Source organism: Escherichia sp. MOD1-EC6098, from assembly GCF_002965865.1.
Taxonomy (GTDB): Bacteria; Pseudomonadota; Gammaproteobacteria; order Enterobacterales; family Enterobacteriaceae; genus Escherichia; species Escherichia marmotae.
The window spans coordinates 1-20,099 of record NZ_PTSN01000031.1; the positions used below are offsets into that span (position 1 = coordinate 1).

Below are 20,099 nucleotides of genomic sequence, written 5' to 3' on the forward strand. Positions count from 1 at the left end.
ATGTTGTTAAGGAAATTTTGGCATAATGAACGTGCAGGCATAGTGGTGATCCCCTTGAAATTGTTAGCACAATCAATTAGATCACATCTCACTATGCCTGTCTTGTTTTCTGGGGATTCCTCAGGGGCTATCCCCGTCATTGCTTTCCTGTACCTGAGGATAACTGTCAGTAACAGACAGAGGCTGTCTATGACGCTGTTCCTGCCACATGAAATATGACCCGGAGTCTTCCCACCCGATTGAATCTGCTGGCATAAGGGACACCCCCGCGCCCTGTTTACGCGCTAAATACGGCTTCTTTAACCGTCTGAATGCGGTGAGGATATGTCGGTAAGACTTACCTGAAAATACGGTTAATTTTTTAGTTTAAACCTTTTTTAGTTATTAGTAAGATGCATATGCTTCAACAGAAGCTGGGAAATTCAACAACTCTTAGATAATTTTGGACCTTGTCCCGCGGCTCCAATCCGACAGCCGCGCTTCTTTTCACTCTCATAGTCAACAGGTTACAAAACCTACACCTGCATGGACATCATATGACCATGTATATTTCATAAATGACAAAGATCGCCCAAGAGCAGACCAGATAACAGGCGGTTAGAGTTGACTGAAACATCAAGCATCGTAGTTCTACGAAGATCTAACGGTGTGATTTGCCCCATATATGCCCCACCACTTAGCATCGAAGAGCACAAAGCCTTGCAATCCAGTGCAAAGCTTTGTGTGCCCCCCACTACGACCTGCATAAGCAATAAGAAGATAGCAGTGATGAGAAACTAGACTGAAGTCTTCTTTTCTTTCACGACTTCCCCATCCCCAGCATGCATACCTTTCTGCCGCAACTGAAGTGAATGTCTGTTATGAGCGAAGAGCTGAATTTGCAGGTTGTACATCAATGGTTACGGGTTAAAGTAGCCCATTTAAAGGATAACTTCCAAAGCAGTGGCAACTAACACTATTTATATCATGGGCAAGTCCTTTCCACTTTTTATGCACTCATGAGCATAAAAGTATCAACTATTTCTAATCCATGCCGATACTAAAAAAAATACCACCGTAAAATATAATTAAGAAAAATATTAAGGATCTACATAACCTCATTACCACCTACACTGTTCTTGATGCAAAATTTGATATCATTTATATTTTAATTGATGAATTAGAACGTGGTGAAAGGGTATTTTCTGAGTCATCATGGGATAGTTATATCGGAATGATGGCGAGCGCTTATTCAAATTATCATGACCAGTTCGAAATATTCAAAGGTTGTAGCTACAATGAACTTTTTAAAATCATTAAATAATAATTGCCGTATGTTGCGATCATATCACCAGCGATACCCATGACATTATGGTGACCTGCTCCCCCTTGATTAAGGATAGCGTGGCATCGACCGATTGAACTCACAGCACATAGCAGTCCTAGAGACACTGGCGTAAAGCCATGGAGGGTCGCTGGGAGGTGGTTCAAATCCTCTCATGCAAAAAAATACGTAAAATCTATAATGGATGGAAATCATTCAATACTCGCACTATCGATAGCTCACCAGCCAGCCGCAGTATCCTGCCATGACAAGTTGCTGCGGCTTTTTATGTTTAACGGGTCAACAGCCAGACCAGCAGACACGCCACCATCGGCACAGCAAAATCCATCAGGCTTGCCACATCCCATACACGTGGATCAAAACCGCCCCACCACGGCATGTTGCTACGTTTCCCTTTCCCAAACTTTTCTATCCAGCGATATTCTGCCTGGGTGTGTTCACGCGCAATGAAGAACGTACAACCAGCTATCGCTCCGTAAGCCCAGTATCCTGTTATTATTCCGACGAAACATTGCACAATTATTGATGCAATAGCATGGATAAAAGGAGAATAGTCAATCTTATTCATCAGAATGGCACCGTTTCAATAATCACACAGGGGCGCATTACATCCCCCATGCGGTTCTCAAGATACAGATAACCAGCACCATTTGGTGGCATAAATGATACGGTGAATTTACCATCTGATCCCGTTGTACCAGTTAAGACAGATGAACTAAGTTCCACGTTAATTTTGTTAGACGACTGTTGTGGTGCAAAGTCTTTATCCGACGATACTCCAAGCAACATCCCAACCGCCCTATAATTTCTGTCTCGTTCATGGTCGAATAAAGAAACTATAGCCATTTTGGTTTTTGTCGAAATAGGTATGCGCAGTGCCTGATCGTCGTTCAGGGTGGCAAAGAACTTATTGTCTCCCAGCCTGACAAACTCACCAGGGTTTATGATTTGCGCCGTGCGCAGGTCATACATACTGAACTGATTAGCTGCGCCACCGTCAAGATAGAATCGGTTTCCACCCTGATCGGAGATGTTTTTAAGAACCTTGGTCCCCTCACAGCGAATAAATGAGAACTCATCATTCCCTGTATCCTGAGAGGATACGTAAACTACATTTCCGCCAATGATCAGGTTTTCTAATGTCAGCGCGTCACCGGCCCCGGACGCAATAATCCCAGCCAGCGTGACCTTTTTACCTATTGAGTTTTTCAGAGTGACTGGCAAGGTGCGAATATAGCCGTCATCTGCTCCACAGAACAATTCCAGCAACCCAATTGCTCGATAATAGGGTCTGGTGTCTGTGCTGTAACTATCTGCATAGTTGTACCCAATCTCGGTAAACGTGTCGTCATACACGAGGCCGTCTATTGTCAGCCCTCCTCCGTAGGTAAGGCGAGCGCAGCAGCGCGCCACATAACCGTGCACACGACAATCTTTGAGTGTTTCTCGCAAACCACGGAACGCGTATGGCAGCCAGCAATCAACGACTAAGCAATTTGTATAGTTGGAGCCGTATGCCGCTCCATGTGACCCCATACCCGAATTTTGGGTTTTGCCTACAGGCCAGAAAGCAGTTCCGGTATAGTCAACGCCTCCACCAGAGACGACGCTATTCACAACTTGCGTCTCCCAACTAATCATCTGCGCACCGATAATATCGATACCGCGACGGCAGCGATATGTCTTAACATTTTCAACCATGGCACCGAAACACTGGTTGATGCTAATTCCGTATCCTGTCCCATTCCAAGTATCATAACCTCGGTTTGCATCCATCGCGGTAACATCGCGGAGCACAGGAAGGTATGATCCTCGTACACGCAGACAGGTGTCAGAAAAACCACTAACAGTTATACCCTCTATCAATGTATCGGTAGAATACAATACATCCAGCCCTCTGAATCCAACGTCACCGGCCTTAGCATTGCTAGTGAGCTCGCGTGAAATAACAAACGCTCCTGTCATTTTAAACGTAATAGGTTTGGATATGGTAACTACAGTCGCCCATTCCATCTTGAACTGATCTCCAGCAGCTGGAATGTTATTGAAAGCAGACTGACGACCACCGATTGTCAACAAGTTTCCGCTATAATGCGAAATGTATCTGGATTGACCAGCATTAGCGCCAGTTGTGAACGTAATACGGACATTTGCATTTTCGCGGGTCAATGTTATACCTGAAACTGTAAATGAAGCGCCGCTAGTTGCCGCTGTAACGGTTCCATATTGTATGTTTGACGCCGGAGCGGCATACCGCAACGTGTTGCACAGGCCAACACGCTTTGTAGCGTGATTTACAGATGAGACTTTGCAAACCTGCCCCTCTATATCCTGTCCACGATTATCTGTCTGAATTAGCCTGGATGTCTGGAAGCAAACGAGATCCCCGACTTCAATATCAGCAGTATCGGATAGGGTAACAACACCAGCATTTCTGGCAGCATCAACTACGAGGTTAACTTGTTTTAAAAATACCCCTCGTATACGAATAGCGTAATCCGCGTCATAATTAGTAGCGTCAGGTGTGACTTTAGTGCTAACAAGGTGTACCCGCCCGTTCGCAATCCATTCAGTTACAGCTTGGCTATCTTGGGATCGCTTGACATGAATTGACGTATAATTATACACACCTTGTTCAAACACCAGTCTGCGCCCCTCATCTACTGCTACCTGAGACGCTGCCTGAATCGGGATTGTGTAGTCAGAGATTCCATCTCCCTGTTCACAGAACCACAACAATAAAATATCGCCATCATATTCCCGCTTCCATCGCCTACCGATAGCGTCGACCAATACAGTACCTCCATTATCATCAGTGGTTGAGTCGGTATCGTCACGCACGAATATGCCATCTCCACCATCGTTAATTACAGAGCGTCCATAGCACTGGATTTTAATTCCTGCGCCAGAGTACGAACGGATGTCGTCGTAATTTCCCGCACCTATAAGCGACGCCCCACCAACCCCAGCTAATTCCATACTGAACTGATCAGGGTCATATTTAAGAACATTAGGAAAATAGAACTGCTGCGTGCCATATGCATCATATACAGCCATAGAATGGCCTTGCACAGTTACAAACTTGGCAATCTGTCCGTTATATACCGGATATCCGGCAGCGTTAATGATGATTGGTTGAGATACAGGAACGTGAGAACCGTCTTCATTCTCCACATAAACCTGAATCTGGTTTTCTGGATTTACCGGGTCAGTGTCAATTTTACCGATATAAATTTTGCCATTGGCAACTGCTTTAAAAGAGCGCGCCATAGTGAAGAGTTGCGATGGCATACTCACTACAACATTGGCTGTAATGTCTGTCATTTAATTTGCTCCAGATACAGAAAATCGCTGCAGCGTTGCCGCAGTGATGCATTATTAATCAAACAAAGAGACCGCCGTGGTCTTATTGAGGATGTAACCATCAGATAATAAGATGCCGATCCACTCACAAAAGCGAGGCATCAAGAATGGGAAGAGATGACCCGCAATTTAATCTGCGGCTACCTTACGAATTAAAGGAAAAAATAAAACAGCGAGCCAAATCCAATGGCCGCTCTCTTAATTCAGAATTAGTTCAGATAGTGACTGACGCTGTATCAAAGCCATCCAAAATTTCAGGCTATCGAGACGATGCGGAACGCATCGCTGATGAGCAGTCCGAACTTGTTAAGAAGATGGTGTTTGATACGCTGAAGGATTTGTACAAAAAACCCACCTGACGGTGGGTTAATTTTTGCATTTACCTGGGCCATATTGACTACTTATAAAATGAGATCAATATTTAATCGCCCAATAACGGGTGTATGTTGAGGTATATCATGGCGAAAAAACCAGGTGAAAACACAGGAAAAAACGGCGGAATATACCAAGAAGTTGGCCCACGCGGCGGTAAGAAAGACAATTTTGCCACCGTCAAGGACAACGAAAGGCTTCCGCCAACAACAAAGCCAGGTCATGGCTGGGTATTGGATAAGCGAACTCCAGACAGCAAAAAGTAATAATCAAGCCTGGTCACTCCGGCTTTTTGATATGTCGCTCGCAGAACTCAACAAGCCTGCTCATTAAATAGCAGTAAGTCTCGTTGGCTCTTCCTGGTTCAACATCAACACCGACCCTTGAGCAGATATCGAATGCCATGTGAGCGCACTCATGGGCAATAGTAGATAGTTTGCCATTGAACACGCCTATCACATGCAAAACACCATTCTCGCTGCTCATTGTATGAGACGCTCCGTTGGCATCCGAGTCCTGCACGTCCACGCCAAGTTTTTGATGCAGGCGTTGCCATTCTGGAAAGTCTCTACAAAACACAATTGTACCGCTCTCAAAGAGCGGAACGAGCATCTTTGGTACGTTTCCAATGTTAACTTTTTTCATGGTATCCTGCACAAAACTAAGGAGGTTGGTGTGTCTGATTCTATGAGTTACGCTGTGCTAGTTGCCGCAACTCTATTTCTGGGGATAGGGTTGCAGATTGCGTGGTTCTTTTTTTCTAGTTTTATTAAACGTAAAAGAATTGAATCAAGGATATCTGAGATTTCTATTGCTATAGGGAAAAATGCTGAAAATCCAGAGAATGAGGCCTGCGCACTGAATTACCTTAAAGAAAAGTTTTCCCCTGAAAAATTTGAAAACAGAATTACTGATGCTCTTGGATTGGTAATATCAGTAATTCATATGCCACTAAGTTTGCTGATAACAGTGTGGTACTTCGCCATGATCGCCGGAAGAATATTTGGTTTCATGAATATAGAGCCTGTAGTTCTTTGGGTTCCAATGATACTGCAATTGTTGTTAAGCGTTGCTATCTTTATTTTTTCTGTTTTTATAAAAATTATCTTTGGAAGATACCCAGGAGAAGCGAAGGGATTTAATAAAGAATTCATAAAAACTATAAAATAAATGCCGTCCTTGGCTTACAGTGCTACTGCCGGGTAGCTTCGTTAACTAAGAGCGGGCGCACGGCAGTAGCCGCCTGATTTAGCGCTCTTTCATAAGCTGGCGTTCCAGCTTTAGTGTTTGCCAGACGTAAGAGCGCATTCCTTGCTGCTTTGGACTCATACAAGCGCATCATTGCACCGAAACCAGCCTCAAGCCCCATTGATACGCCAAGAGTCGCAGTTGCGCCAATCGTCCTTATCCTGTTGGCTTGTGATTGCCCAGTCTGAGTTACTATATTTGCGGTGTCTGACCTTGCTGTTTGCTGTAGAACTTCATGAAGAGCATCAAGCTCTTTCATGTGCTTTCCAGAAAAAATAGTGTTGTAAATTTCACCGCCTGACTGAGATTTCAGCTTATTAACTTCAGTGATGAACTTGGCTGGAGAGTCACCGGCCTTTTCCGCTATTTTGCTGACGTAAGCAGCACGCATAGCATCTTTCCCTTTATCATCCAGTGCGCTCCAGATTCGTTTCACGTCAGATGGTTTTCTGCTTAATACAACGGTATTTATAAGTTCAGGACTGGCTTCACTGCTTGCCTTGTTGAGCTTGTTAGCAATGTTTTTATTAAGCACCTTATTATAAACGTTTGCATAATCGGAATTTGCTTTAAGGTATTTTGCTGCGTCTGATGCACCGAGGTTTTTAGCAACTGCGTTACGAAGGTCTTTTGACATTGCATTCTCTACCATATTGGTAGCTGCTTTTGCCTGGTTGGGGAAGACCATAGCATCTCCCTGTACATTAGATCTAAATGCTGTTCTGTGCTGACGCAAGAGATCAAACGTAACATCCAAATCAGTTGCAGGGTTTGCTAATTCTTCACGTAGGTTACGCAAGGATGTAAGCAGGCTTTGATTGGCAGACGTTCCAAGTCGTTCCTGTCTTGCGATCGCTGTATTCAGAGCATTCATGGTATTTGTGGTATCAACTGCAGCATTACCCATTTTATTGGTGACGTCATTGATAACAGCGCCAGCGGCATCCTTCCGTCTCCTTAGCGTGGTGGTCAGAGATTTCACCACATCATCCGGGTTGTACTCACCAAAACGGTCAAAATAATTACTTACCAACTTACTACGCGTTGCATATTGCTCTGCCCTTTTACTGCCAGTTCCAAGAATGGCCCCCTCAGCACCCTGAGTAAGGCCACGAGTGAAAGCATTTTTCGGTGGGATGACATCAGATGTCATTGGTGTCACACCCATTGATTCTGAGGTGGCAATTTTTTTCGCCACTTCTGGCGCAATATCGCCTTTTATAGCCGTTATTCCGCGCCCTATTCCCTTTGCTGCTGCGGAAAGAACCCCCTGAGCGGCAAGGTTAACTCCGGCATTTTTAGCTGCATTTTGTGCGAAATCGCCTTTCTGGTTTGCGGCTTCTGCCAGTGATCCAATAGCCATGCTTCCTGCCGTTCCAACTCCTGGAACTAAATACCCGCCAATTGTTTCTCCAGCTTGAGCGTAGGGGTCTGTCGGTCGATCGACTGGACGATAGACATCATCCAATACTTTTGGCCCACCAAGCCCCTGACTGATTGCATTAATCAGACTTGCGCCACCCTGCAATACGTCAAATGGTATGTTTACCAGACCACGACCAGCCTGCTCTGCAATTTGTCCTGCACTTTGACCACCTGTGAGCCAATCGCCAGCTTGTTGCATCAATGATGGTTCTTCACGTGCTGGTTCATTATTGGCCTGATTAACTGTTTGTTGCTGAACAGCCTGACCAGCAAAATACTCATCAATGGCGGTGCCAATATCTTCGGTGCTCGTGCCATCAGGAAAGGTAAATGTCTTACCGTTTGCAGTTACTTTCATCATTCCACCGTAAATTGAATGCCTGATTTTGAGGTATATGATCCAACCTGATTCCGTGGTTCTCCTGAAGGTGTCGAATCTTGTGCTGGCGCTGCGTCAGTATTCAATGACATATACCGCTTAACGGCACTCCCCAATGATTCACCTTTTTTAACATCCAACCCCAATATCTGACCGCCATTACGCGATTGTCCAGGGTTGCCATTCGCGCTCATCCACTCAGCTTTAAACTCATTAAACTGCGCGTTTCGTCGCTCAAGGTTTGCCATTGCATCAAGCCATCTTGCAACCGTCTCAGGGTTATCCATGTCAGTTGGCGCACCCTGTCGAACGATCTCAACGTCTTTATCCGTTGCTGGGCCGGGAGGTAGGAATTTAAGAACCTGACTGTTAACAAGGGCATTTTGGCGAATGCGCAAATCACGCAATGTCGTATCGCTTCCGGTAAGTTTTGCGAACATGTTCTGTGCGTTACCGAACAAACCTGTCGTTGGTTTTTCTGCTCTGAACTGTTGAGCAAGCGCACTCATGGAATTGGCTGAGTTTGATGATGCTGTGGCATTGTTTACAGCTGTCTCGATGCCTTTTTCCATGTTTACTGACAGCTTAGGTGCTTCGCTAATCAACTGCTGAGCCTTTTCCTGCGCTTGCTGCATCTTAAACCCGAACTCTTGCTGATCCAGAGCCAAGCGTTGTGCTGCGATATTGTGCCCAGTCATTGCTGACTGATAGGAAAGGTTTTGCCCTCTCGCCTGAAGTGCTTCACCAGCCTGATTGCTGCGGATTGTCTCTGCCAGCCTGCCTCGGTCAATCTCACGACCAGCCATCTTGTCCTGAACAGCAAACGCCTTTTCTGGCCCAAGTGCACCGAGAGACATAGTAGTCAGCATGTGTGATAGCTGCTCTGGATTCTGAATACCTGTCTGAATCATCCAGTCAGCATTCGCCCCCACGCGATTTAACCTGTCCTTGTTATCAGTAATGAATTTACTGTAGGCTTCCGGTCCCTGAGAAAGAGCGACGTTAGCCCTCATGGCTAAATCGCCCATATCGTTGCGTTGCTGCTCATTAAGACCGGAAAACGCCTGTTGTGCCTGTGCAACAAACGCTGGATTTTCCTGGGCAAACTTAAATAGTCCCGATGGATCACCAGAAGCCCATGCATCAGCGTGAACCTTATTGAACGCACTAATAGCTTTCTGTTGCTGTTCCTGCTTATAAATATCAGCAACTCCAGCCAGACCACGTAACGCGGTCAGACCAACGTTATTTGCACCTGATCGAGCCAGTTCATTGTTTTCGCGGATCAGACCAAGCGTTGCGTTAATGTCGCTTGCCTTTGGCGCATTCTCATTTTGCGCACCGATGCCAGCAAGAAACCCACCAGAATTAATACCCTGTTGCCACGTAGCCATTGATTAACCCTTAAAACAGTGAACCAAGCAGACCAAGACCAGCACCAATACCAGCACCCCACGGAGTTGATAGCTCGAGAGCACTGGCTATGCCACCCCCCAAAAGCGCACCGGATGCAGCACCACTAACACCCTGCTGCAATGCTGACGGTCGGTTGGCGTTTGCCGCCGCCAGCGCCGCGCTTTGCTGTGAAATCTGACTCATGTTGTTGGCATATGTTTGCCCGGCGTTTGCCTGACCTTGCAGCGCGCCAAGACCAATATTTGCCAGATTCTGGTAGTTGTTCATTTGTCCAGATAGCCATTGCTGACCAAGCGTTGGTGCGATTGTTGCTAACTGATTACTGGTTGCGGTGGAACCTAATCCACCTGTTGCTTCCGCTGCCGCCAGACTCTGATAGCGCGCCTGACTTGCAAGGTCTTTGTACTGCTGAGAGTTGTAATACTGGTTAAGCGCCTGACCTTGCCCCTCCAGAGACGATAAGTTCTCGAGGCTGCCGACATACTTCTCAGCCAGAGGAGTAAACGGTTTCAGGTTGTTCATGATGGTGTTGAACTGCTGATTTTGCAGGTCTGCGGCATACTTCTGAGCTTCTGCTGCATACTTTGCGCTTTTATCGGAGCCACCTTTCCCGCCTTTTTCAGGGCAATAAGGTTCCTCGCCGCGCAGTTTTCTGCCCAGCTTAAATGCATATAACATGGCTATCTCCCGTGATTCAGGAAGTCGATTAGTTCTTCGCGTGTTGCGCTGTAAAAAGTCACGTCATCCACGCCTTTGAAGTATTTCTTGATGGTTCCTACACGCTTAAGGCCAATCATTGCGCAGTACATCTGCCCGTGGCGGAATTTGCGTGCAGCGAACGATGTGACGCACTGAACGGTGGTGTTAGTCAGAATGTATCGCCAGAAAGCCAGCCCGATTTCCTTGCTGAATCCGCGAACCTCTGGCAGGTACATGGCGTGGCAATCGAATGTCAGAGGCTGAATCTCCTGATAGTAAACAATGCCGCCAAACTGACCGTGCACGTTAACCTCAAAGTAACGGCATTCAGGCTTGTAGTCGTATCCATCACCGTTGTTGCTCCCGGCAATAATGTCAGGGTGATTTCCGACTGCTTCTATCAGGTCGATGTTTCGCGTTGGTTTGAATGTAATCATCAGTCAATCAGCCCATGTAATCTAAGTGCTGTTTCAAGCGCCAGAATACGCTGCCGCGCCTGCTGCAAACCTGTAGCGAGAGCTGCGACTTCGGATTGTGTGTACGTAGTGCCGACCGTGTATGACTGGTTAGCGTTGAATGAGCCAAGAAGTGGCGTACCTGTGGCTGCAGTCCATCCGGTATTTCTTGCTCCAACAACCTGAATTCCATCAACTGAATATGATGTTTTTACATCCAGCGGTGACGCAAGAGACTGCAATTTGGTTACGGTTTTCGATACGTAATCACTCTTAATGTCAGATACATCGCTTTCTACGCCATCCAGTCTTTGGTCAACAGTGACCAGATGCGCCTGAATATCGATAACCTCATCCAGCAAGTAATCAACATCGCTACGCAGTACGACTATCTTCCCTTCGGCGGTTGTTAACCTGACCTCAAGGAGATTTATCGCTTTTGTGTTTGCGGTGATTCTTGAATTGTGATCTGCCAGTTCGACGTCCTGTTCATCGTTTTTCACCTGAGCATCGTAAGCGCCCTGACCAGCCTGATTTGCCTTCCCGGCAATTGCGCCAACATCAGCCCCCTGATTAATGACATACAGCAGGTAAGACTGGCTGAATATATTGCGTGGAAGGATTGATGTATCGAGTCGTGTAGCCTGAATTGTTACCGGCTCATTGAGATTCGAATCAGCCATTACTCAATCCTTATCTGGCAACCAGACAGAGTGACAGGTGACTTCGTTATAACGCGCAATTTGAAGCCGACATTTTTCCTGATGCGCCCTACTCGCTTCCACAAAACACGCTTGTCGTAAACGAACGGTTCATTCTGCTCAATCATCTGCTCACGACCGTAATTGATGCCGTCAGTGGTTGCAGAGAGAAAAAGGCGGTCAGCATACTGCGCAACGCCAGTGGATGATTCCACCTCCAGATCGAAGCATCTGGCGTTATCCGCTTTGAACAGTGGAGTAAACAGCAGGTGTTCCTGTTGAAGTCCATACTGACTGCTGATATCGAACTGCAATTTTCCGGTCACCGATTCCAGCTTATCTCCGCACGTTATCTGATTGCCTTCATAAATGAAGTCGATAGCGCGGTACACATCGTCATACAGGCCTGTTTTCAGTACACACCATTGCGGACCATTGGCGCTTGAAGATGCGTCGTACACGAGAACATGGCGCGGAAGGTGGATAATCAGCAACTCATGAGCATCAAACCGCAACGATTCCATCACGCCATCAGCCAGTTCATCAGCAGTGTAGGAGCGGAGGATTTTCTCAATGCTCGCGCTGGCGATTGGTGACACCTGACCGGAGCCGATGATGTATACAGACGGCGCACCTGTTGCCGGATTGCTGATGAACGCATACGAATCAGCAAACGGCGTTTTGCAGTAGGTTCCGGCAATCCCTTTCTGCACCATCAGTGATGGCTGTGCGACATACAAAGCGGCACCAACGGTGGTTGCACCAGTCAGGGAGAAATATTCAATCGTCGATGAACCAAAGCAGACGATGAAGTCTCGCCATGTACCTATGCCGATGATGCCGTCCGGCTGCGATTCTGCGCGATATTGTGCGCTGTAACGGTCAGGATGCGATTCGTCTTCAAGGTCAGTGATAAACCATGAATCCGTGCCGTCTTTTGACCACGCATAACGCCCACGTAAGCGTGTAATGTCGCGGACTGAACCTAACTCATACTGAGTGAATCCGCTGTCTGTAGGCCAGTTTGAGACGGTTTTAACCGTGCCATCATAACGATACTCTACCAGTTGACCATTAACGCCTACCGCCTGTGATGTCCGACCATGCGCCATTGATACGCGACCACTTCCGGCAACATCACCGACTTCACTTTCGCCTTTGTACAGCTTGCCACCACACACGCGATAAACAGCACTCTGCGCCATGTTGTACTCGACGCCGCGAGATACACCGTTCACATCAGATCGTTTGGCAATGCCCGGGAATGAGCGAAGATATCCGCTGCTGTTCAGGATTTCTTTGGGTGTAGCCAGCATATTCACTGGCAGATAGTCGATATAGTCGGCGTTTCGAAAGTCTTTGCCGACACCTTTCATAAGCGGAAGTTGCTGAATCGGCATTTATTCACCTCACGTACTCGGATCATCTTTCTCGATGTAAAACCGATTCCACGTAAACGCGCTTTTGTTACCACTACCGCGAGGCATGTCATTTCGCCGCTCAAGTGGTGGTATTTTGGTTAAAGCGATGCAGATTGTCTGATATGCACTGTCAGCAGCGGTAAGGAGAGCGTCTGACGGCTGAATGACGTTATCCATGCACACCTGCACAGCGAGCTTCAAAGCGACGCCATCATTTGCCCATGCAGGGATACCTGAATCATCGTCAGGTAACGGCATGATGCCGTTTTCTGTATCAGCAAACTGATATCCAAGCTCGATACCTTTAGCCTGCCATGCTGCCATCATGTCTTCGAGGTCATTAATGGCATCTTCAATTGCCTGAGGGTCAGCATCTGTCAACGTGGCATTGGAATACAGCCCGGCTTTTCGTAAAGCCTTAAGAACGAGATCACCCTTCGTTTTCGCCATCTTCTTCCGCCTTAGCCACTTTATGCTTCGTTGCGGTTTCTTCAGGAGTTTTTACCCAGCCTTTTTTCAGGTGAGATTTAACTTCTTCGTCATCAACAATGATGTAATCGACAGCAAACTGACCACAGGTGATCATGTTGCCAGGCTTATAGAGCATTGTTCGTGCCATTGTCTTCTCCCAATAAAAATGGGGCCGTAGCCCCACCTAAATTACTGCCCGGCAATAACGATGCCCGTATATTCAGGAACAAGTACAGAGCAACCGTACAGAGTGGTGAAACGAGCAGTGGTTACGCCTTTGATGTGGTCGAAGGCGTAAGACATGATCAGCGTAGCGCCCTGCTCGGTGGTTGCTGTCATTACCTGTGGCCCCTGACCAGTCGGGAATGCCAGTTTGCCGTACATCAGTTCAACAGAACCATCAGCCCAGAACAGGTTAGCCGGTGCTGCGTTCTTGTTGAGAATGGTGATTGCTGCTGATTCTGCCGGTTTGGCATCGACGTTTGCATATGGACGACTCGCAACATCAGTATTTTCAACAGGGAGAATCTTTGGAGAAATTGTTACGGTAGTTCCGCTAACAGCCAGAACACGGAATACCTGCGGTTGACCGGTGGTATCTTTTGTGATCTGGTGTACGGAATTCACACCGGCAATGGTGAACGCATCACCAACCTGCAAGCCAGATGCAGATACCGTAATAGTCCCCTGTCGGTTATCAACTGGCATACCATTTGAATCTTTCGCTTCAACCTTGTGTTCAGGTTGGCCTGATACTGTCAAGGATTCAGTGCTTCCTTTCGGTAATCGACCAGAAATATCGGTCTTGTAGCTATCAAAGGAAGCAACCGGAGGGATCTGCGCTTTTTCGTATGCTGTCAGGGTTGCGCCCTGAGCATAGGCACGGTGACCAAGCTCGCCAGCAAGGTCTTTGTAGTTGAAGGGGTTCCAGAAAGAGCGACGGTTGATACCCTGCGGTACACCTATCGCCGTCATGGTGGCATCAATACCTGCCGCACAGTTCCACAAATCACGGCCCTGTGTACCTGTGGTTGAGTCAGCCATCGTGATCACGTTAGTAGCACGCTGCGTAACCATGGAAATCAGGTCAGAGTCAATCTGTGCAGCAAGGCGCATACCTGCGGCTCGACCAGCTTCAGTTTTATGTTCCGGGTCACGCATTTCACGCGCATCCAGAGTGTACAGAATGTTTTTCGGCTCCTTGAACACAGAAGGAACAAGGCGCTGAACCAGTGCTGTTGGCGTTTTGCTGCTGAGATCGAGGCCTTCCTCAATGTTCATGTGGTAATGCTGCGGACGATACAGAACATCACCTGCTCGCTGCATTGCGGTATCACCGGGACGGAATTTTTTAGCGTTACGGGAAACTACGCAGGCGGCCTCAAAGCCTTCAACGTAGTTTTCGAACATGATTTCAAGGTCTTTTGCTAATTGGTTAGCCATGCTTAATGCTCCGATAGGTTATTTTTTTGCCTTTTTAGCGGCGAAATACGGCGTCCAGTCACCAGTTTCCAGCGCCCTGGCTTTCAATTTGTCGAGGTTGTTGATTACTGCGCCGTTGCTCCCCTTAACTGTCGGGGTTGTGGCTGCCGTGGTTTTTGCTTTTGGCATGATTCTGGCTTTCGATTCGATACGTTCCAGCAGACGACCAATTGCTACGGGGTTGGTAGCTTCTGCCAGTTGCTTGCGCAGTTCAGCGTTGCGACCTAGTGCCAGAACAACGATTTCCGGCTTCTCTGACTCAAACAGGATCGCGTTTTGTGTCTCGATGGGGATTTCCTCGAGTACGGCCTGCTCAGCTTCCTGATAGCCAGGAACTTTGAGAGCCTTAACACGTTGCTGATATTTGGATAATCGCTCTTGATAGGCAGCCTGAAGCTCCTGCTCCTTCTGCTTGCGAGCCATCTCCTGTTGCTGGTACTTGCCGTTATCCTCTGCCCACTTAGCCATGCGTTGCTGGTAGATTTCTTCATCGAAACCGATGTCCTCATCGTCCAGTTTTGGCATTCGCGGTGGTTGAGTGATTACCGGCTGCTGCTCGACGGGTTTCTGAGACTGACGCATCAGCTCTTTCAGCTCGCGGTCTTTCTCTTTAATCGTCTTGCGCAGGTGTTTTACCAGTCCATGCTCTGCGCCATCTTCGCTGGTTGGCGAATCCAGCTTTTCGTCACCAAAGTAGAATTCCTGTTCTGATTCGTCGTCATCAGTTTCAGTAGCTTCCTCTGCATCATTGCCGGAGGACTCACTGCCATCTTCTGTTTCGACTTCTTCAGCCAGTTCGACATCATCAGGAATCTGCTCTGACGCGTCGGTTTCGATTTCAACTTCTGGTGTGTTTTCTGCCATCTGGTCCATTTGTTACCCCTGTTTACTCGATGTTCAGCCCATCGGAAGGCAATAGGGTGCCAGGCCTCATAAAGACAGCCATTGCACGTTATGGGTTAATTACTGCTGTGGTTGTTACTGAGTTGATTTTTGCAGGATGCTGCTGATGTCCATGCGCTGCGCATGGCCCTGTGCCTGACTTTTCAGGACAAGCTCTGCATCAGCACGGGCATTATCTCCTTGCTGTTGCTGGAACTGTCCGAGCAGTTTCAGAGCCTCGCGGATATCAGATTTCTGCTGACTATCGGCAGATGCGAGTATTTTCACAACATTTGCCGCTGCAACCTGAGCATCAGTCTGTGCCTGGAATGCTTTAACCTGAATGGCTGCCTGTTCGTTCTGCGCTTTCTGCAATTCAGCCTGACCAGCAAGAAGCTGACCTTGCGCTGCAACCATAGCCGGATCTGGCTGACTGGCCTGTTGTTGTTTCGCCTGTTCAACCATCTGCTGTTCTTCAGGCGTTCTCGGCTTGATAACGCCAGACAGAAGCAACTGATTGCGGTTGTATTCTTTCAGGTCGTCCATCCCTTCGCCGTCCATATTGTCGAGAATCATCGACGATACAAGGTCGTGCTTCGGCGTTCCTGGTGGGATAAGTGCCAGCATGGAAAGTAACGACTTAACCGTTGCATCACGGCGAGTAGCGAACGACTGACCGACATCGACAGTCACTTCATAGTTACCCTGCGAAAGGTCGTTAAGCGCGATAACCTGCCCTGTCTGACGGTCAACCACTTCACCAGTCATCAGCGCCACGTCATCGCTGCCGTCCTCATTAACGATACGCATCGGCGTATCACTGCCATAGACCTCACGCGCCATAGAAAGCCACACAACGCCAGCGCGGCGCATGGATTTAGCCATGTTGTCCATGTAGATATAGGACTGCGTGTCCATCCGGTTAAAAATGCTATCAACGGTATCGGTGGCGACGTTGCTCGGCATGTTCTCAAGCTGCGACGCACCTGTAATTTGCTGAATAGCCGTTCCGGTGTACTGCAATAGCCCGGCAAGAGCTGGAGGCATTTGTGTCGGAGGTGTCCAGCCAGCAACCTGAGCCTCTGAAATGACCGTTCCGTTTTTGTCCTTCTTGCTGGTCATGGGAAGAACTGCAGGTCTTTTCTTATTCCTCTCTGCCCAGTGATTCATTAATGGACCGGGAATGAAATCAACATCCACGATAGGAATGCCATCACCGCCAGCCTGAGTAGCGTTATCTGCAATCATGGAAACCATCAGGTTCTCAAGACGCTGTGCATCCATCGCTTTTGCAGCGTGGCCTTCGATTCGCTCCTGATTATCAACAAATGAGCGACGCCCATATACCGGGATGAGAGGAATATGTTCACCCGGAATACGCTTCGGTTCTTCCAGCCATTCAGCGCCAGACAGAAGACCGCAATAAACGCGGCGCTTCTTCACCGTTCGCTCGCCAATCAGTTCGAATGCACCATCGGTCAGCTCGTCGACAATATCTTTGATTTGCTCTTCATCATAGATTGCCGTTTCTCCGCTAACAGGGTTGCGCCACGCCGTGAGCTTCACCTTCTCTATGCGAACTTCGTAGTAGCGTCCAACATAGATGGCATCGGGCGTTGACCAGTCATATTGAGTGCCAGTGTCATCACGAGAAAGGCTTGCCGCGATGGAATCAGGGTATTCAGCCTCGAACGCTTTAGGCGTCATGGAGAACATTTCCATAGCCCACATAGCATCAGAGCGGTCATATTGCTTGCTGTCCTGATCGAAGAAGACGCATGTCGCTGGGTCGTAAACAGGAAGAAGACTGATGCGTCGCTGCTCGTTACTCGGATCCATTTCATCTTCGTAATCGGCACACATGCGGAAACAACCGAATCCGCCCGTTACAGCATCATCAAATGCGTTATCACACGCTTCGCCACCGGATGTTTCCTGATAGTCAGCGCGGAATTTGCCGTTCATCTTTTCGGCTAACGCTTCCGATGCCTTATCGTCCTTCGGCCTGAATTTAACGCTTATGCGATTCTGTCGATACTCGCCAATGATGCGATCACATTCACGGGCAATCTTATTCAGTTCAAAGCGCGGGTAATGCTCAAACCTGCCTTCATCAAATGAGTAACCAGCGTTTGTGCTGCCTTCCCACTGTGCGCCGGACACCCGTACGAAACGTTGAGCCTCAATAATCTGCTCACGCATATCCTGCGTTGCTGACCAGGCATTATCAAAGTTGCACAGCACCTTGCGATGCCAGTCAGTCATCTTTTTTTCTGCCATATCAACCTACACCACAAGGAATTGAGTAACTGGAATAGTCGGTTTGCGCAGCCGACTCCGGGCAATGCATACACATCATCAGCGCATCAGCCAGGTTAGGAGATGGAATACCGAGCTTCTGCTTCATTTCGACCTTAGTCATAAGCTCCAGCTTCCCGTTGTTATTGAATTTGCGCTGAATCTGCGTCAGTTCTGCAAACAGCTTCTCCAGCATCTTCTCGCCTATCGCTTCTTTGTCGAAACTCAGCATGTCGTCGGGGTCTGCATACTCACCGTGGGCAACCGCCCGATATGTCAGATACAGCCTGTCAGCCAGCGCGTAATAGAATTGCGCTCGCTTATTGCGGAATACATCGCCAATAGTGCGAACGTTGTCGCCCTGTACGACTTCATCAGCCCATGCTCCGGCCTGATACGGAGCATCTTCATCGAATGGCGATTCGCTGCCCTTGAACATCGTGGCGGTGATTTTCTTGCCGGAGAACGCTTCCGTTGTCTGTCTGCGTAGCCCGGCACCAACACCATCACCATCCCACAGGTAATGGTCAGCACCGTCTTCAATCGCCAGCGAAGTTGCCCAGTCAGCACCTTCATTGATGTCCATCAGCAGACCTTCGGCAATGCGCTTAACAACCGAACCGTGACGCGATGCATAACCTTTAGCATCCGGCCCTGTATCTGACGGGTCATGCGCAGAGACAACAGCGCCTTTCGCTTTCCATCCGAGTTTCTTGTGCGCATCGGTTGCGGCTTCAAGCCATTCACGTTTGATGATTGCCATATCACTTGCGCTTACTGGCTCACCAAGCCAGATGTGACGATACAGTGTCGGGTTTCTGCGTTTACACTCTTCCATCTCCAGACGGAGAACTTCAGGAAAGTGCGGGTTGTCGGTGTAGTTCACCGTCAGCAGACAAATATCATCAGGAGGATTTACGACGAATCGCTGATAGGTATCGTCGAGGATGTTCTTCGGGTTAAAGCTCACCCATATTTCAGAGAACGGCTTACGGATGGTTGGTATCAGGATATCCCATGATTCCTTCGTTACCGCCTCCGCTTCTTCCACCCAGCAGATATCAATACCTTCGAGCGATTTAATCTTCGTCGGGTTGTTTTTGATGCCGTAGAACATGAATTCAGCATTCGTTCCGAGATGACGAATCATTGAACGCTGAATTTCAAACTCAGCCGAATACCCTTCACGCTCGATGGTATCTTCAAGCAACCGGATTACCGAATCGCTGATACTGTTTTGCAGTTCACGAGCGCAGAGAATACGCACAGGCTGCCGACGCGCCGCTTCAACAAGCAGCCTCGCAATTGCCCATGACTTACCGCTACCTCGACCGCCTTTGGCAACTTTGTAGCGATGCGCCTCAATGAACGGTTCAAAGATAGGATTAATCGAGGTCATTTTCCGAATAGAGTGCTCATCGGTGATGTTTCAATCTGAATTGCGCCGCCGTCTTTGCCTGTTAGCTCGTGATCAACCTTGTCGCGCCATTTATCCTTCTGTCGGTTCTTAAGCCAGAAGATGGCAGCGGTTGTATCAGGCGGGTAATGCTTCTCAAGCGGAGTTTCGACAATTCTGTTTTCAATAACACGAATATCGATATCTGGAGCCACGAAGCCCATAGCGCGTTGATAAAGACGATCACTAACTTCTGCATCAGCGACGGCCTTACCCTTTTTTATGGACTCCGAAAACTTAGGATAATCAAGCTTCCACTTGTTAATAGTTGACTCACTGACTTCAAAGAAATCAGCAAGTTCTGCATCGGTGTAGCCCAGCAAGCACAGTTTGCGTGCCTGTTCGGCATACGCCTCTTGATACTTTGTTGGGCGCGCCATGTTTATGCTCCGGTGGTGAACAGGTCTAACGCTTCCTTCGATTTACGCACCGCTTCGATAGTGCGGGTCGTGATATCTGAATTAGCGCCGCCTGACTGGAAGTGAATTTTGAATAGCTCAAGCTTCAGCTCGTCAGTGCCAATGAACTGAAATGCTTCCTCTGCGGCTGCGTTCTGGTTCATGACCAGTTTGTAAATCTCTAGCTGGAATTTCTGTTCTTCAGTCATGGGAATAATCTCTGCCATTGTTGGCTCCGTTTATCCGTTAAAAGGGATATCAGTTAAGTTATCCCGTGTAGGGTATAAGCCATTATCAAGCCCACCAGTA

20 protein-coding genes are annotated in these 20,099 nt (G+C 47.9%); 3 read left to right on the plus strand and 17 right to left on the minus strand.

The annotated features are described in order from the left end of the window. Window positions 1-1,595 precede the first annotated feature (1,595 nt). Together C0K55_RS22960 and C0K55_RS27045 are read right to left on the minus strand one after the other, a co-directional pair. Window positions 1,596-1,883 (minus strand): hypothetical protein, encoded by a 288-nt coding sequence (locus C0K55_RS22960; RefSeq protein ID WP_105266660.1) that lies wholly within the window; start codon window positions 1,881-1,883, stop codon window positions 1,596-1,598. An 8-nt stretch (window positions 1,884-1,891) separates the two neighbouring features. Continuing rightward, window positions 1,892-4,648, minus strand: a complete 2,757-nt coding sequence (locus tag C0K55_RS27045; protein WP_336603102.1) for a phage tailspike protein — start codon at window positions 4,646-4,648, stop codon at window positions 1,892-1,894. A 146-nt stretch (window positions 4,649-4,794) separates the two neighbouring features. Between C0K55_RS27045 and C0K55_RS22970 the strand changes: the two genes are divergently transcribed. After that, window positions 4,795-5,046, plus strand: coding sequence for an Arc family DNA-binding protein (locus C0K55_RS22970; protein WP_105266655.1), 252 nt, complete (start codon window positions 4,795-4,797; stop codon window positions 5,044-5,046). A 99-nt stretch (window positions 5,047-5,145) separates the two neighbouring features. Continuing rightward, on the plus strand, window positions 5,146-5,325 hold the full coding sequence (locus C0K55_RS22975; protein WP_001085430.1) for a hypothetical protein: 180 nt from the start codon (window positions 5,146-5,148) through the stop codon (window positions 5,323-5,325). A gap of 13 nt (window positions 5,326-5,338) precedes the next feature. On the opposite strand, the gene C0K55_RS22980 is transcribed toward C0K55_RS22975, so the two are convergent. Further along, on the minus strand, window positions 5,339-5,704 hold the full coding sequence (locus C0K55_RS22980; protein WP_000757526.1) for a hypothetical protein: 366 nt from the start codon (window positions 5,702-5,704) through the stop codon (window positions 5,339-5,341). A 30-nt stretch (window positions 5,705-5,734) separates the two neighbouring features. Here C0K55_RS22980 and C0K55_RS22985 point away from each other — a divergent pair, with 30 nt between their 5' ends. Further along, window positions 5,735-6,229: a superinfection exclusion protein A gene (locus tag C0K55_RS22985; RefSeq protein ID WP_105266654.1), complete on the plus strand. Its 495-nt coding sequence runs from the start codon at window positions 5,735-5,737 to the stop codon at window positions 6,227-6,229. A 22-nt stretch (window positions 6,230-6,251) separates the two neighbouring features. Here C0K55_RS22985 and C0K55_RS22990 read toward each other — a convergent pair whose 3' ends face one another. From C0K55_RS22990 to C0K55_RS23055, 14 genes are all read right to left on the minus strand, one after another. After that, window positions 6,252-8,090, minus strand: coding sequence for a DNA transfer protein (locus tag C0K55_RS22990; RefSeq protein WP_105266653.1), 1,839 nt, complete (start codon window positions 8,088-8,090; stop codon window positions 6,252-6,254). Next, window positions 8,090-9,505, minus strand: coding sequence for a DNA transfer protein (locus C0K55_RS22995; RefSeq protein ID WP_105266652.1), 1,416 nt, complete (start codon window positions 9,503-9,505; stop codon window positions 8,090-8,092). The genes C0K55_RS22990 and C0K55_RS22995 overlap by 1 nt, the downstream gene beginning before the upstream one ends. A gap of 10 nt (window positions 9,506-9,515) precedes the next feature. Continuing rightward, window positions 9,516-10,205 carry a DNA transfer protein gene (locus C0K55_RS23000; RefSeq protein ID WP_105266651.1) on the minus strand — a complete coding sequence of 230 codons (690 nt, stop codon included), beginning with the start codon at window positions 10,203-10,205 and terminating at the stop codon, window positions 9,516-9,518. A 2-nt stretch (window positions 10,206-10,207) separates the two neighbouring features. Beyond that, the gene (locus C0K55_RS23005; RefSeq protein WP_000627636.1) at window positions 10,208-10,663 is read right to left on the minus strand and encodes a DUF2824 family protein; all 456 of its coding nucleotides are present in this window, start codon (window positions 10,661-10,663) and stop codon (window positions 10,208-10,210) included. After that, a complete protein-coding gene (locus C0K55_RS23010; RefSeq protein WP_105266650.1) occupies window positions 10,663-11,364 on the minus strand; it encodes a phage tail protein in 702 nt (233 codons plus the stop codon). The genes C0K55_RS23005 and C0K55_RS23010 overlap by 1 nt, the downstream gene beginning before the upstream one ends. Further along, window positions 11,364-12,782, minus strand: coding sequence for a packaged DNA stabilization protein gp10 (locus C0K55_RS23015; protein WP_032350771.1), 1,419 nt, complete (start codon window positions 12,780-12,782; stop codon window positions 11,364-11,366). The genes C0K55_RS23010 and C0K55_RS23015 overlap by 1 nt, the downstream gene beginning before the upstream one ends. A 9-nt stretch (window positions 12,783-12,791) precedes the next feature. Next, window positions 12,792-13,253, minus strand: a complete 462-nt coding sequence (locus tag C0K55_RS23020; protein ID WP_001140510.1) for a packaged DNA stabilization gp4 family protein — start codon at window positions 13,251-13,253, stop codon at window positions 12,792-12,794. Continuing rightward, window positions 13,234-13,422, minus strand: coding sequence for a hypothetical protein (locus C0K55_RS23025; RefSeq protein WP_001462613.1), 189 nt, complete (start codon window positions 13,420-13,422; stop codon window positions 13,234-13,236). The genes C0K55_RS23020 and C0K55_RS23025 overlap by 20 nt, the downstream gene beginning before the upstream one ends. Window positions 13,423-13,463: 41 nt before the next feature. Next, window positions 13,464-14,717, minus strand: a complete 1,254-nt coding sequence (locus tag C0K55_RS23030) for a P22 phage major capsid protein family protein (RefSeq protein ID WP_000013274.1) — start codon at window positions 14,715-14,717, stop codon at window positions 13,464-13,466. A gap of 18 nt (window positions 14,718-14,735) precedes the next feature. Further along, window positions 14,736-15,629: a scaffolding protein gene (locus C0K55_RS23035; RefSeq protein ID WP_040072348.1), complete on the minus strand. Its 894-nt coding sequence runs from the start codon at window positions 15,627-15,629 to the stop codon at window positions 14,736-14,738. Window positions 15,630-15,734: 105 nt separating this feature from the next. After that, complete coding sequence (locus tag C0K55_RS23040; RefSeq protein ID WP_105266649.1) at window positions 15,735-17,918, minus strand: portal protein; 2,184 nt, start codon at window positions 17,916-17,918, stop codon at window positions 15,735-15,737. Window position 17,919: 1 nt separating this feature from the next. After that, window positions 17,920-19,335 (minus strand): PBSX family phage terminase large subunit, encoded by a 1,416-nt coding sequence (locus C0K55_RS23045; RefSeq protein ID WP_097486936.1) that lies wholly within the window; start codon window positions 19,333-19,335, stop codon window positions 17,920-17,922. Beyond that, window positions 19,332-19,772 carry a terminase gene (locus C0K55_RS23050; RefSeq protein ID WP_105266648.1) on the minus strand — a complete coding sequence of 147 codons (441 nt, stop codon included), beginning with the start codon at window positions 19,770-19,772 and terminating at the stop codon, window positions 19,332-19,334. Before C0K55_RS23050 ends, C0K55_RS23045 begins: the two co-directional genes overlap by 4 nt. A gap of 2 nt (window positions 19,773-19,774) precedes the next feature. Continuing rightward, the gene (locus tag C0K55_RS23055) at window positions 19,775-20,017 is read right to left on the minus strand and encodes a DUF2560 family protein (RefSeq protein WP_000807788.1); all 243 of its coding nucleotides are present in this window, start codon (window positions 20,015-20,017) and stop codon (window positions 19,775-19,777) included. Window positions 20,018-20,099: the final 82 nt, after the last annotated feature.